The 15,132-nt window shown below is 52.8% G+C and carries 8 protein-coding genes; all 8 read left to right on the top strand.

Features of this window, described 5'->3' with window-relative positions; genetic code table 11:
• The first annotated feature begins 68 nt into the window (after positions 1-68).
• The 8 genes from hisS (at position 69) to SBG_RS11795 (ending at position 15,131) form a co-directional block, all read left to right on the top strand.
• Positions 69-1,343 carry a histidine--tRNA ligase gene (gene hisS / locus SBG_RS11830; RefSeq protein WP_001107145.1) on the top strand — a complete coding sequence of 425 codons (1,275 nt, stop codon included), beginning with the start codon at positions 69-71 and terminating at the stop codon, positions 1,341-1,343.
• Positions 1,344-1,356: 13 nt separating this feature from the next.
• On the top strand, positions 1,357-1,977 hold the full coding sequence (locus SBG_RS11825; RefSeq protein WP_000409193.1) for a YfgM family protein: 621 nt from the start codon (positions 1,357-1,359) through the stop codon (positions 1,975-1,977).
• Between the two features lie 10 nt (positions 1,978-1,987).
• Positions 1,988-3,166: an outer membrane protein assembly factor BamB gene (bamB, locus tag SBG_RS11820; protein ID WP_001177064.1), complete on the top strand. Its 1,179-nt coding sequence runs from the start codon at positions 1,988-1,990 to the stop codon at positions 3,164-3,166.
• A gap of 116 nt (positions 3,167-3,282) precedes the next feature.
• Positions 3,283-4,755, top strand: a complete 1,473-nt coding sequence (der, locus tag SBG_RS11815) for a ribosome biogenesis GTPase Der (protein ID WP_015702964.1) — start codon at positions 3,283-3,285, stop codon at positions 4,753-4,755.
• A gap of 120 nt (positions 4,756-4,875) precedes the next feature.
• On the top strand, positions 4,876-5,097 hold the full coding sequence (locus tag SBG_RS11810) for a zinc ribbon domain-containing protein (protein ID WP_000426038.1): 222 nt from the start codon (positions 4,876-4,878) through the stop codon (positions 5,095-5,097).
• Between the two features lie 329 nt (positions 5,098-5,426).
• Positions 5,427-7,622, top strand: a complete 2,196-nt coding sequence (sinH, locus tag SBG_RS11805) for an intimin-like inverse autotransporter SinH (RefSeq protein ID WP_000252247.1) — start codon at positions 5,427-5,429, stop codon at positions 7,620-7,622.
• A 38-nt stretch (positions 7,623-7,660) separates the two neighbouring features.
• Positions 7,661-8,623 (top strand): SinI family autotransporter-associated protein, encoded by a 963-nt coding sequence (locus SBG_RS11800; protein WP_000550451.1) that lies wholly within the window; start codon positions 7,661-7,663, stop codon positions 8,621-8,623.
• Positions 8,624-8,738: 115 nt separating this feature from the next.
• Positions 8,739-15,131, top strand: coding sequence for an adhesion domain-containing protein (locus SBG_RS11795; RefSeq protein ID WP_000348781.1), 6,393 nt, complete (start codon positions 8,739-8,741; stop codon positions 15,129-15,131).
• Position 15,132 lies beyond the last annotated feature (1 nt).

Below are 15,132 nucleotides of genomic sequence, written 5' to 3'. Positions count from 1 at the left end.
CCGCATGGCTCCCGCATGGTTTGGGGAAGCGCTGAGGGTTCATTTTTATATTCAGAAAGAGAATAAACGTGGCAAAAAACATTCAAGCCATTCGCGGCATGAACGATTATCTGCCTGGCGAAACCGCCATCTGGCAGCGCATTGAAGGCACACTCAAAAACGTGCTCGGCAGCTACGGTTACAGTGAAATCCGCTTGCCGATTGTAGAGCAGACCCCGTTATTCAAACGTGCGATCGGTGAAGTTACTGACGTGGTTGAAAAAGAGATGTACACCTTTGAGGATCGCAACGGCGATAGTCTGACATTGCGTCCTGAAGGTACGGCGGGCTGTGTACGCGCCGGCATCGAACATGGTCTCCTGTACAATCAGGAACAGCGTTTGTGGTATATCGGGCCGATGTTCCGTCACGAACGTCCGCAAAAAGGTCGTTACCGTCAGTTCCACCAGCTAGGCGCTGAAGTCTTTGGCTTACAAGGCCCGGATATTGACGCGGAATTAATTATGCTGACTGCGCGCTGGTGGCGTGCGCTGGGTATCTCTGAACATGTTCGCCTGGAGCTGAACTCTATTGGGTCGTTGGAAGCGCGAGCAAATTATCGTGATGCTCTGGTGGCGTTCCTCGAACAACATAAAGAGACTCTGGACGAAGACTGTAAACGCCGTATGTATACCAATCCGCTGCGCGTGCTGGATTCAAAAAATCCGGACGTACAGGCGTTGCTTAATGACGCGCCTGCTTTGGGCGACTATCTGGACGACGATTCACGCGAGCACTTTGCGGGCCTTTGCCAACTGCTGGAGGCCGCAGGGATTGCCTACACTGTCAACCAGCGTCTGGTACGCGGTCTTGACTACTACAATCGTACTGTATTTGAATGGGTTACTAACAGTCTGGGGTCACAGGGCACCGTCTGTGCCGGCGGTCGTTATGACGGGCTGGTGGAACAACTGGGGGGGCGCGCAACGCCAGCAGTGGGTTTTGCGATGGGCCTGGAGCGACTTGTTTTGTTGGTTCAGGCAGTTAATCCGGAATTTATTGCATCTCCTGTTGTCGATATATACCTGGTTGCTGCTGGCGCACAAACGCAGTCTGCGGCAATGACGTTAGCAGAACGGTTGCGTGATGAAATGCCTGGCGTGAAGCTAATGACGAACCACGGCGGCGGCAACTTTAAAAAACAGTTTGCCCGCGCTGATAAGTGGGGCGCCCGTATTGCACTGGTTCTTGGCGAATCTGAGGTCGCCGATGGGACTGTTGTAGTGAAGGATTTACGCTCCGGTGAGCAAACGGCAGTGGCGCAGGACAGCGTTGCCGCGCATTTGCGCACTTTATTGGGCTAAGGAGAAGGACAGCGTGGAAATTTACGAGAACGAACACGACCAGGTAGACGCGATTAAACGTTTCTTTGCTGAAAATGGCAAAGCCCTGGTCGTCGGCGTGATTTTAGGGGTTGGCGCGCTGATTGGCTGGCGTTACTGGAACAGCCATCAGACGGAGTCCGCGCGTACAACCTCTCTGGCATACCAAAATGCGGTGGCGGCGGTAAGCGCCGATAAGCCGGATAGCATTCCTGCTGCTGAAAAATTCGCGGCTGAGAATAAAAATACCTATGGTGCGCTGGCGTCTATGGAACTGGCGCAGCAGTTTGTGGATAAGAATGAACTGAAAAAAGCCGAAGCCCAGTTGCAGCAAGGGCTGGCGGCCACCAGTGATGAGAATCTTAAAGCGGTGATTAATCTGCGTCTTGCTCGCGTTCAGGTACAACTCAAGCAAGCTGACGCCGCGCTGAAAACTCTGGACGCCATTAAAGGCGAAGGGTGGACGGCAATTGTCGCTGATTTGCGCGGCGAAGCGTTACTGAGTAAGGGTGATAAAAAAGGCGCGCGCAGCGCATGGGAAGCGGGCGTTAATAGCGACGCTTCTCCAGCGTTGAGTGAAATGATGCAGATGAAAATCAATAATTTGTCCATCTGAGAGGGACCCGATGCAATTGCGTAAATTACTTCTGCCAGGGTTGCTTTCCGTTACCCTGCTCAGTGGCTGTTCACTATTTAGCGGCGAAGAAGATGTCGTCAAGATGTCACCATTACCGGAAGTTGAAAATCAGTTCACTCCGACGACCGCCTGGAGCACCTCTGTCGGTAACGGAATTGGCGACTTTTATTCTAACCTCCATCCGGTAATGGCAGATAATGTGGTCTATGCAGCCGATCGCGCCGGCGTGGTAAAAGCGCTCAATGCGGATGATGGCAAAGAGATCTGGTCTGTGAACCTGGGCGAGAAAGACGGCTGGTTCTCCCGTTCGTCTGCGCTGTTATCCGGCGGCGTCACGGTCGCAGGTGGTCACGTCTATATTGGCAGTGAAAAGGCCGAGGTGTATGCGCTGAACACCAGCGACGGGACGACGGCATGGCAGACGAAGGTCGCTGGAGAAGCGTTGTCTCGCCCGGTCGTCAGTGATGGCATTGTACTTATCCATACCAGCAACGGTCAGTTGCAGGCGCTAAACCAGGCAGATGGTGCGATTAAATGGACCGTGAACCTGGATATGCCTTCGCTGTCTCTGCGCGGCGAATCTGCGCCAGCTACCGCGTTCGGCGCGGCTATCGTCGGTGGGGATAATGGCCGCGTCAGTGCCGTGTTGATGCAGCAGGGGCAGATGATTTGGCAACAGCGTATCTCACAGGCTACTGGCCCAACGGAAATTGACCGTCTGAGTGACGTCGATACTACGCCGGTAGTAGTGAATGGCGTTGTCTATGCGTTGGCTTACAATGGTAATTTAACGGCTCTGGATCTGCGTAGCGGTCAGATTATGTGGAAACGGGAGCTGGGTTCGGTCAATGACTTTATCGTCGAAGGTGACCGTATCTACCTGGTTGATCAGAACGATCGCGTGCTGGCGTTGACCACCGACGGTGGCGTAACGCTGTGGACGCAAAGCGATCTGCTGCACCGTTTGCTGACTTCTCCGGTACTGTATAATGGAGACTTAGTCGTCGGCGATAGCGAAGGTTATCTGCACTGGATTAATGTCGATGACGGGCGTTTTGTTGCCCAACAAAAAGTAGACAGCTCTGGTTTCCTGACCGAACCGACGGTAGCGGATGGTAAACTGTTCATCCAGGCCAAAGATGGTACGGTCTACGCGATGACGCGTTAATCGTCACGGTTGTGTGTTTTAAAAAACGGCTCCTGGTGTAGGGGCCGTTTTCCTGTTTTTAACAACGGCGCAAAAGGCGCGCGTTGTCTGATGATTTTTTAAATGAGGCTTTAAACATGGTACCTGTGGTCGCGCTTGTCGGGCGCCCTAACGTCGGAAAATCCACGCTATTTAACCGTCTGACCCGCACCCGAGATGCGCTGGTTGCGGATTTCCCGGGTCTGACTCGTGACCGTAAGTACGGTCGTGCGGAGATTGAAGGCCGCGAGTTTATCTGTATCGACACCGGCGGTATCGACGGCACCGAAGATGGCGTTGAAACGCGGATGGCAGAACAGTCGCTGCTGGCGATTGAAGAAGCGGATGTGGTGCTGTTTATGGTGGACGCGCGCGCTGGCCTGATGCCGGCAGATGAAGCAATTGCCAAACATCTGCGTTCCCGTGAAAAACCGACCTTCCTTGTGGCGAATAAAACTGATGGCCTCGATCCGGACCAGGCTGTTGTTGATTTTTATTCACTGGGATTAGGCGAAATTTACCCGATCGCCGCATCGCATGGCCGCGGCGTATTGAGTCTGCTGGAACATGTGCTTCTGCCGTGGATGGAAGACGTCGCGCCGCAGGAAGAGGTGGATGAAGACGCGGCATATTGGGCGCAATTAGAGGCAGAAGAAAACGGCGAAGAAGAACCTGAAGATAATTTCAATCCACAGGATCTGCCGATTAAGCTGGCGATTGTTGGCCGCCCGAACGTCGGTAAGTCTACGCTTACTAACCGTATTCTTGGCGAAGAGCGCGTGGTGGTGTATGACATGCCTGGCACCACGCGTGACAGCATCTATATCCCGATGGAGCGCGACGAGCGTGAGTATGTGCTGATTGACACGGCGGGAGTGCGTAAGCGCGGCAAAATCACTGATGCGGTAGAAAAGTTCTCGGTAATTAAAACATTACAGGCTATTGAAGACGCTAACGTTGTGCTGCTGGTGATTGACGCCCGTGAGGGGATTTCTGACCAGGATTTGTCGCTGCTGGGTTTTATCCTCAATAGTGGGCGCTCACTTGTTATTGTAGTTAATAAATGGGACGGTCTGAGCCAGGAAGTGAAAGAGCAGGTAAAAGAGACGCTGGATTTCCGTCTGGGCTTTATCGATTTTGCCCGCGTCCACTTTATCTCTGCTCTGCACGGTAGTGGTGTTGGTAACCTGTTTGAATCGGTACGTGAAGCATATGACAGTTCCACCCGTCGCGTAAGCACCGCGATGCTGACCCGCATCATGACGATGGCGGTAGAAGATCACCAGCCGCCGCTGGTGCGTGGTCGCCGCGTGAAGCTGAAATATGCCCATGCTGGCGGTTATAACCCGCCGATTGTGGTCATCCATGGCAATCAGGTAAAAGATCTGCCAGATTCCTACAAGCGCTACCTGATGAACTATTTCCGCAAATCGCTGGAAGTAATGGGAACGCCGATTCGTATTCAGTTCAAAGAAGGGGAAAACCCGTATGCGAACAAGCGCAACACGCTGACGCCAACGCAGATGCGCAAGCGTAAGCGTCTGATGAAGCACATCAAGAAAAGTAAGTAATCACTACAAAGCGCCTTCTGGTCCGATGGTGTTATGCTTAGCGGGACCAGCCTGAAAGCATAGCGCCATCAGGCATTTTTATTCAAAATGCAAATGCACCAGCCGGTTAAGGAGGGAGTTATGGAAATGAGCTGTCCCGTTTGTCATCACGCGCTGGAGCGTAATGGCGATACCGCGCATTGTGCAACATGTAACAAACATTTTGCATTACAGGCGATCTGTCCCGACTGTCGCCAGCCGTTACAGGTTTTGAAAGCCTGCGGCGCGGTCGACTACTTTTGCCAGAACGGCCATGGTTTAATTTCCAAAAAACGGGTTAGTTTCATCATTACCAATCCATAACTTGTGACAACCTTACGCCGGAGAAAGACAGATGTCTTATCCGGCGATAACAAAATAGTTATTCGCTATTCCAGTAATACTCAATTAATCATCCGCGTATTATCCACTTACCCACTTTTTATTATATATTTTTTATATTGCTTCCTGGAATTAATATTTAAAATAAATAATGGCTGACTTTCTTATTTATTATATCAATACTATTAGATGGTTTCATATTAACTGGCTCTTTTTAGGAATATATTTAGGCTTGTTGACTATAATTCATGTGCGTCATCCCTATAATATTTCTTTATGGAGGTGTGATTGTTTACAGACAGGGATACTATATGGTGCGAAGGATTCGCGTTCTGGTTTTACTGTTGGTGTCGGGAGCGTCAGTTGCGGCTTCTGGTGCAGCTGTTTCTGTGTCTGCAAACGATGAAAGCCAAGCCTCCCTGCCTGATTTAGCCAGTGAATCCGTAAAAAAAGAAGAACAGGAGAATAAAGGAAAAACGCTTAACGAACAGGGGACGGATTATTTTATTAATTCCGCCACCCAGGGTTTTGATAATTTAACCCCGGAAGCGTTGCAATCCGAGGCGCGTAATTATATTCAGGGGAAAATAACGTCTTCTGCGCAATCATATCTCGAAGGTATGCTTTCACCTTATGGCAAAGTTCGTACCAGTTTATCTGTCGGCGAAGGCGGCGATCTGGACGGCAGTTCGCTGGATTATTTTATCCCCTGGTATGACAATCAGAGCACGCTTTTCTTTAGTCAGATTTCGGCCCAGCGTAAAGAAGACAGATCCATCGGTAACCTGGGTTTTGGCCTGCGGCAAAATGTCGGCAACTGGCTGCTGGGCGGCAATCTATTTTATGATTACGATTTTACCCGTGGTCATCGGCGTCTCGGTCTGGGAACTGAAGCCTGGACGAATTACCTGAAATTCTCAGGCAACTATTATCATCCTCTTTCTGACTGGAAAGATTCCAAAGATTTCGATTTTTATGAAGAGCGACCGGCACGCGGTTGGGATATCCGGGCAGAAAGCTGGCTACCGTTTTATCCGCAACTTGGCGCTAAATTAGTCTACGAACAGTACTACGGTGATGAGGTGGCGCTGTTCGGAACGGACAACTTACAAAAAGATCCTCATGCCGTTACTGTAGGGCTCAATTACACGCCGGTGCCACTATTGACGCTGGGGGCTGATTACAAAGCCGGTACGGGCGATAGTAACGATTTTAGCGTTAATGCGACCGTGACTTATCAGCCAGGCACGCCACTTGCGGCGCAGCTCGACCCGGACAATGTCAATATCCAGCACTCCCTGATGGGCAGCCGTACTGATTTCGTCGATCGTAATAATTTTATCGTGCTCGAATACCGCGAGAAAGATCCATTAGATGTCACTCTGTGGCTGAAAGCAGACGCCACCAATGAACACCCGGAGTGCGTCATCCAGGATACGCCAGAGGCGGCAGTCGGTCTTGAAAAATGTAAGTGGACCGTCAATGCGCTGATCAATCATCACTACAAAATTGTCTCTGCCTCCTGGCAGGCGAAAAACAACGCTGCCCGTACGCTGGTAATGCCGGTGGTAAAAGCCGATGCGTTAACCGAAGGTAATAATAACCGCTGGAATTTGATATTACCGGCGTGGGTCAATGCGGACACCGACGCGCAGCGTATCGCATTGAATACCTGGAAAGTGCGGATGACACTGGAAGATGAAAAAGGCAACAAGCAGAACTCTGGTGTCGTAGAGATTACCGTTCAGCAGAACCGCAAAATTGAGCTGATTGTCGATAATATCGCCGACCCCGATCGTACCGATCACAGCCATACTGCCAGCGCCCTGGCAGACGGCGAAGATGGCGTCGTGATGGATCTGCTGTTAACGGACGCTTTCGGCGATTCTACAGATCGTAATGGTAATGAACTGGTGGATGACACCATGGCACCGGAATTGTACGACAGCAACGATAAAAAAGTGACGCTGGCGCAGACGCCTTGCAGTACGCAGGCGCCGTGCGTATTTATCGCGAAGCGCGATAAAGCGGCCGGGACGGTCACACTCTCCAGCACGCTACCGGGCACTTTCCGCTGGAAAGCAAAAGAGGATGCTTACGGTGACAGTAACTATGTTGACGTGACGTTTACCGGTGAGGCGCTCGAACCGCTCAATACCTTGATTTATCAGGTCAAGACTAAAAATCCCGTCAATCTCATCGGCAAAGAAGATAAACACCCGACGGTAAATAACACTTATCGTTTCTTGCTCTGGCGTGACAAAAACAAAGATGGCGTGTTTCAGATGTCGGAGCAGTTAAGCGTTGAGGAGATGGCGCAATACGACTACCAGTGGGAGTTTACCGGGCAGAGTACTAACGGGCATACCGGCGCACAGGCCAATACCCGCAATGAAGATTTAGTTCTGCCCGTTACCAACCGGGAAGCGGCGCAGAAGTTTGCCGCGAATGAAGAAGATGGCGTGCAGGGCTATGGCATACGCGTGGCGTATAGCCAAAAGAAATAGCGCCAGTCGCTGAAGAGTAAAGAAAAAGGAGAATCTTAATGCATTTGTTAACTAAGCAGCGACTGACCAAAGTCGCACTGGCGTTAGCTTTCGCCGGGTACTGCACCATGCCTGCGGTAGCGGCGGACGCGAAGCTGAAATCGGGACAGTGGCAAAGTGTCAGTGAAACAACAGGCACTATTCAGGGGACGGTGCCCTGGATCACTCGTGACGAGAATAAAATTGCCGACACGGATAAAAACCACGTCACAGTGAGTGTCGATCGCGGTGGCCGCGCTGCCAGCACCGATGGCGAAAAACAGTTTCACATTGGCGATAAGGTCACGGTCAACTGGGCGATTGGCGATACGGAAGGCGACCTGGATGCGGGCAACGCGGCAACTAAAGGTACCATTCAGTGGATGAGCTACAGCGATCAGAACGGCAGTGATGCAAAAGAGATTGGTACCAGGGGGAGCGATACCTATGAGATTCAGGCGGATGATGCCGATCGTTACATTGGTATCAAAATCACGCCGACCACCACCACCGGTGACCCTGCTGTTGCGACAGAACTGTTGCTGAACGACCTGTCTACCAACGCAGGCGGTGGCTCTGATGACGATGATATTCCGGAAGGTCCAGTGGTCAACGAAAGCGTGAAAGTGTCGATTTACGAGGATGGTACTACCACTAACCTGTTGGGCACTGACACCAAACTTAAAACAAACACCACCTATAAAGTTCTGCTGTGGAGCGATAAAAACGGCAACAGCAAATACGATACTGGCGAGGATGTTACCGACCAGTACGACTACCGCTGGAAATTTACCGGCAGCAGCGCAATTGCCAATACAGGGAAGGCCGGTATTGTCAACGAAAGTTACAACAACCACGACCTCGTTATTCCGCTTACCAACGCCGAAGCGAAGGCGGCTTTCGAAGGCGCAGACGGCGGCGTTACCATCGGTACCGATGGCGTACAAGGTTTTGGCTTGTCTATCGACTACAAACGCAAATAACTCAGGCCTTACCACTCCCTGCGGGGAGTGGTATTTTCCGTGCATTTTGCTTAGCCCGTCGTTAAGCAAAGTGTGTTGAAGCAATATTAAGACGAAAATCGGATGGATGTGACTCATGGATGGGAAACTGCATAATAATTTATACCGCTTTTCACTGGCTTTACTGCTGATGGTGGGAATGTGTGTAGCCCCTGCTTCTGCAAGCCGCAAGGGGGGAACCTGGCAGGAGCTGAGTTCGTCTACCGCGGCGGTTAATGGTACCGTACCGCAAGCCGACGGTGCGGCGGTGCCGGTGTATCAGGGAAGCACGCTGTTGCAGCCTGGGCAGACGCATTTGGTCGCCTATACCGCAATGCCGCGCGATTTTAGTGTTGATGCCTCCGACAGCGCGATGCAGGCCGTTAACGAACTGGATACGGAAGGCGATATTTTTACGGCCACGCCGCTGCGCTGGGAAAACCAGCAGCCGCCGACGGTAGGGCTGCTGTGGGCCGATGCGGAGACTCCGGACACGCCGCTCTCTCCTCAACCGTCGCCGAACCTGTCATTTTGTACGCAGAATCTGGCCGGGCGCCATCTGGTGGCCTGGCCGGAAATTGAGACTGATGATGCCTCACCCACGCCTGCGCTCTATCTTTGGACTGCTACCGGCACGCCAGCGAAAAATGCGTTGCCGCTGCTACAGCAAAAAATCGTTATTGATATCGCACCTGCCGAAGGCGATCCGGTGGCGGTAAGCGCCGATCACGTTGATGACACATTGAAGGCGTCAAAAGTGAAAGTTGGAGAGAGCATTACCCTGACGGTGACCACTCGTGGTTGCGATGGCCAGCCTGTTGGCAATGCTCCTTTTGTTATTCGCCGGGAGGATGCGCTGACACGTAAAGGCGCGGTGAATAACAATGCGCCAGTCCATGTTGGCAATACTGAGTTGACCACCACGCAGACGCTTTATCGCGGAGTAACGGATGCACAGGGCAAGGCAACTGTGGCCGTGACGCAACCCGAGGGCCCCGGTGTCAAAACACACCTTATCGTCAGTTCAGAAAACTATCCGAAGTTGGTTGCCGGTACCGATGTCATTTTTACCGTGCTGACCAGCCCCGACAGCGAGCAGGCGAATATGTATGGCCATATGCCGGAACATGCCAGCGCGGTGGTGGATGGCGTAACCTATACGTTCACCCGGCCTGCGCTGGCGGCAGAAACCCGTGGAACCAGCGGGACGGTGGTCGACGTTAACGAAACCTGGGCGCAGTTTAACTGGAGCGGCGCAGATGAACACTGCGATATCTTGCCCGCCGCCGAACAACTGGTGGCACTGCGTAACGCGTTGAGCACGATGGCAACCTATCCAGGCTGGCCGGTCTCTAACGATGCGGAGTACTGGTCGTCGACCAACGATCAGCTGGATACGTATCACTATGCCGTTCATACCCGTTCGGGTACGGTCGAGCGGGAAAGCAACAGTTCAGCTTTTCTGGTGAGCTGTGTGGATAAGGCCTTACCAGCGGCGCACCCGCAAATCTCGCTCTCTCCGGCTGGCCCCTATAAAGCACAGGTAGGGGAGTCCATTGACTTAGTGATGACCGTGGTCGACCGGGACACGAAAAAACCACTGCCTTATCGTTATATGGAGCTGTTTGTCGATCCGGCGACTAACCGTAAGGGCAATCATGAAGACGTCTGGGATAATCTGCGCGTCACTATTGAAAGTGCAGATATGCGTGCCTCTTCGCCGGAACACTACACCGGTATAACCGATGGCAACGGTCAGGCGCACCTGACGTTGAAGCACGATAACGGGATGGGCGTGGAGACGCCGATTCGTATCGTGATGACGGATGATGAAGGCGAAAAAACCGAGCTGCCATTCAGCGTTATTTTTACCGTAGAAACCAGCCCGGACGTGGACGGCGCTAACATGTACGGTCACATGCAGGGCGTGGTGGACGCTGGTAACCTGTATAAACGCCCGCTGCTGGCGGTTGAAGCCAGCCACAAGACCGGACAACAAAGCGAGAATAACGAAGACTGGGCAACATTTAATTCTGTAGAGGCTGCTAATCTCCAGTGCGGCGCAGGACAGGTACCGGATCAGCTGTCGCTTGACCATTTGTACAGTGAAAACTCAGAGAATGCGATGGAAACGGTGCACGGCTGGCCGACGCAGAAGCTGTCTTATATTTCGGGAGATAGTGACGGGACGCAGACCGCGCACGTCAACCTGTCGACCGGTGATGACGGTCTGTTTACCCAGGCTGATAACTACCTGACCTGCTCGGCGAACGAGAAAGTTGCGATGCTCAGCGTCTACTTTAACGACGATCCCGCAGAGGACAATTCGATGGCGGCTGAAGTCGGTCAGCAAATCAAAATGAATGTGCGTTCGTTCAACGCGCTCAACAACCTGACGGTGCCGAATGCCGAATTCACCATCACCCTGTCGCCCGCCAGACGGCGTGACGGGCTGGCGACCGGGTTTACCGATCCCAGCCACGGGCAACTGATTATTGACGGTGTGGCTTACGGTGCCGGAGAAGCCTCAATGACCTATAAAGGGATGACGGATGCGCAGGGAAACGCCGAAGTTATCATTGAACAGCCGCGTGGCGTGGGGGTTCTGACACCGCTTAGCATTGTGCCGGTTAATTCGCTGATAACCAGGCCAGTCTCCCGTAGCGTGAAGTTCACCGTCGCTACCAGCCCGGACGTGGCGACGGCGCGAATGTGGGGCCATATGCCTGAGACGATTACCGTTGGTGATCTGACCTTTGAGCGGCCGAAGCTGGCCGATGAAGTCTCCGCTATCGGTCTGCAGGAGGAGGCGAATGAAAACTGGGCGCGTGTGATTCATGCCGATGCCGCAGGGAATACGGCGGCGGGCGGCTGTGCGGCAAATCGTCTGCCGCGCGCCGATCAGCTTGCGGCGTTGTATAGCGCCAACAGTGGTGGTGACATACATAACGTCAAGGGCTGGCCGGTGTCGATGGAGTACTGGTCGGCTACGTTCCAGAGCGCCAGTAGTTGGCAACAGCTTTCTTTGGCTAACGGCAATGAGGTGGCTGGTGGCAGCAGCGATTCTGATTACGTCACCTGTCTGGCCAGCGATAATCCTGCGGCGGCATCCATTACCCTGGAACCGGTGGATGCATCTGTGTGGTATGACAATGGCAAGGTTCACGCAGTAAAGGTGAAAAAGGGCGATACGCTGAAGTTGAAAGTAACGGTAAAAGACGCCAGCGGTAAACCGGTTCCCCAGGCGCCCTTCGTGTTAACGCGTGGCGACGGTTATGGCCGTGATGGTGACAAATACGTCGCCAAAGAAGGTGCGCAGAACATTGTTACCCCGGTCGTTATTGACGGAAAATCACTGGCCTGGAATACAACGAAAATGGGAATGGTGACAGGCGCTGACGGTACGATAATTATCAACGTTACGCGCCCGGACACCCATGGCACCCTGACGGCTCTCACCGCCACGCTGTATGATAATCCTGCCGTCAGCGCCAGCATTGATACCATTTTTACCGTTATTACCAGTCCGGACAGCGATAAAGCAGAGATGTGGGGGCATATGCCGCCTTCGTTGACGGCGGCAGACGGCTCGCAATATCAGCGTCCGTTGCTCTACAACGAGCTAAGCAGTACGACGAATGCCGTCACGTTTAACGAAGATAATGAGGTCTGGGCGGGTTTTTATGGGCCGAATAGCGACAAAACCAATCCAGAGTCCTGCGGCAACGGCTACTATCCCACGGCCAGTGACCTGGATTCGCTCTACAGCAAATACCCAGGGCAGGCGATAAAAACGACCCAGGGCTGGCCTGTCAATCACAGCTACTGGAGCGGAACGCCAGCCAGCGCGTTCTCTACCTCAGAGCCTTATAACTATGTGACTGTTGACCTGGGCGATGGCGCGCATCGGAGCCTGTCGAACCGTGCGCCTGGCGATATGCAGTATCAAATTTGTCGGGCAACGCCAACCGTACAGGCCATGCAAATTGCGCTGACCTCGCCCCTGGCGACGGATGCTGTCGCACAGGCTGTGAAGGTGAAAAACAGTGAAACTCTACCGCTGACGGTGACCACCACCGATGCGGCGGGCAATCCGGTCGGCAATGTTCCGTTTATGCTTACGCGGGACGCGGGAACGGCGCGCAACGCTACCTATACAAAATGGTCAATGCCTGCCATGACGTTGACGCCCGCTTCGGGTTCAGCGATTTCGTTCACTTCTGCCACTACGGTTTACGGCGTCACCGGCGCTGATGGCACCTACACACTTGATCTCACTGAAACCAATGGGCCGGGGATTAAAAACGTGTTGACGGCGAGTTTGTCAAAAACGCCCACGGTAACGTCGGCGCTACCGGTGATATTTACCACCATTACCAGTCCGGACAGCGACCAGGCGAATATGTGGGGCCATATGCCGGAAACCTTTAGCGCAGGGAACGGCGCGGAATTTAAGCGGCCTCTGCTGTATAAGGAACTGCCGCAGAAGAGTATCGACTCAGGTGAAGTGTATTCATCTACGGAATCAAACGAGTCCTGGTATACCATCAACTATTTTGATACCAGTGATTCCGGCGCATGTTCCTGGGAACAGATGGCAACAATGGCGGATTATCAGTCGCTATACGCTGCGCACCCTGGCGGAGCGGTGACGACGGATCTTGGCTTACCGGTCGCTAAAACCTGGTGGGCTGCGGATCGGATACTAAAAGGCCAGGCGCTTTACTGGCAGTACATCAATTTGAAAAGCGGTGTCGCGAGTTCCATATCGGCAAACGGTAACTTTTATTATCAGCTTTGCCTGACCGCGCCGCGCCCGAAAGATAAAATTGCGCTTAGCCTGACGCCGTGGGATGACAGTAAATCTGCGGCAGTGGCGAAAAAAGGTGAGCAGATAGCGGCGACCATCACGGTAACGGACAGCACCGGGAAGCCGGTTAGCAACGCGGCGGTGAAGATTACCCGAGGCAATGCGCAGACGCGTGAAGGGAACACGTATACCGCAAACGGCGCGGACGATATTACCTTAAATAACGTTCAGCCCTCCGGGTCATCGACGCTCCTGAAGGATCTAACATCCTATCTCTACGCGCAAACGGACGCCCAGGGGAAGATAACGTTTACCGTGTCGCAAGATAACACCGTGGGCCTTAAAACCCCCCTCAACGTCGTCCTGACAGATGACAGTTCGTCGCTGATAAGTAAGGATGTCATCTTTACCGTTCTTACCAGTCCGGACAGCGACAAGGCCGTGATGTGGGGCCATATGCCGGAAACGGTCACCGGGAATGGCGGCGTGAAATTTCACCGTCCGCTACTGGCTGTGGAGGCACCGTCAGGTAACGGCAGCTATAGCATTAATAACGAATCGTGGTCATCGGTGACCGCCACCAATATGCAGAAAACGGGCAAAACGGGCTGTGATAGCGATTATCAGCCTCGTTATAGCGATCTGCAATCGCTGTATGACGCTAATCCAGACGGTGCGCTAGGTACAACCTATGGTTGGCCAATTGACGGGACGAACAACTACTGGTGGGCGTCGGATGAAGATGCCGTTACGTCTACCTACCAGACTATCAATCTGAGCAATGGTGCTAAGCACAATACTACCTCACCGACGACGTACTATCGGCAGGTTTGTTTAGTGGAGCCACATGTTTCCGATCCTGCAACGATTACACTGACATCGACAGCGATGGACGCCACGAAAAAGGCAGCAGTAGTGAAAAAAGGGGCTGCCATGCCGTTGACCGTTACGATTACCGATGCGTCAGGCAAGCCTTTGGCTAATCAATCCTTTACGTTAATGCGTGGCGATGCTCTGAGTCGGTCCGGCATTGTCGTAACCGCTAACAACGAGGACGACCTTAAGCTTATCGAGCAGTCTCCGTCCAGCGTCACCAGTACGATGGCCATTAAGGGCAGCAAAATAAGTGCAACCACGGGTGCAGACGGCACAGCGACATTTGCACTGCATCAGGATAACAGTATTGGGCTGAAAACGACGTTAACGGCGCAGCTCGCGAGCAAGACAGCGATTCAGACGTCGCTGGATACGATTTTTACCGTGCTGACCAGTCCCGATAGCGATAAGGCGAACTATTGGGGACACATGCCGGAAACCGTGCAGGCCAACGGTAAGACGCTACAGCGTCCGCTTTTATTAGCCGAATTGCCTGCGGGAATTACGCCGCCGCTGCATATCACCATGAATAATGAGGTCTGGTCGATGGCACATACTATTGATGCCAGTACATGGGATCTGGCGGCGCAGTGCGGCAGTCTTGCCAAAGCGCCGGTGCTGAAAGACCTGGAAGAGTTACATACTATTTTCAGTGATACGGGGTGGCCGACCTCGTCCAGTTATAGCTATTTATCTCAATCGCCGAGCGGTAAATATTATTGCGGATTTAATCAGACTACCGGGCATGATAGCTGCATTATTGATAGTAAAACAACGCCCGGTTTTGCGGTTTGTGTACGATAAA

Source organism: Salmonella bongori NCTC 12419, from assembly GCF_000252995.1.
Taxonomy (GTDB): domain Bacteria; phylum Pseudomonadota; class Gammaproteobacteria; order Enterobacterales; family Enterobacteriaceae; genus Salmonella; species Salmonella bongori.
Note: the sequence above shows the minus strand (reverse complement) of the source record. Positions and strands in the feature narration are given on the sequence as shown.

Bases quoted from the DNA above. Each gene is read 5' to 3' on its own strand.
- SBG_RS11795 (WP_000348781.1), top strand. From the start codon at position 8,739: ATGGATGGGAAACTGCATAATAATTTATACCGCTTTTCACTGGCTTTA.
- sinH (WP_000252247.1), top strand. From the start codon at position 5,427: ATGGTGCGAAGGATTCGCGTTCTGGTTTTACTGTTGGTGTCGGGAGCG.
- der (WP_015702964.1), top strand. From the start codon at position 3,283: ATGGTACCTGTGGTCGCGCTTGTCGGGCGCCCTAACGTCGGAAAATCC.
- SBG_RS11800 (WP_000550451.1), top strand. From the start codon at position 7,661: ATGCATTTGTTAACTAAGCAGCGACTGACCAAAGTCGCACTGGCGTTA.
- bamB (WP_001177064.1), top strand. From the start codon at position 1,988: ATGCAATTGCGTAAATTACTTCTGCCAGGGTTGCTTTCCGTTACCCTG.
- SBG_RS11810 (WP_000426038.1), top strand. From the start codon at position 4,876: ATGGAAATGAGCTGTCCCGTTTGTCATCACGCGCTGGAGCGTAATGGC.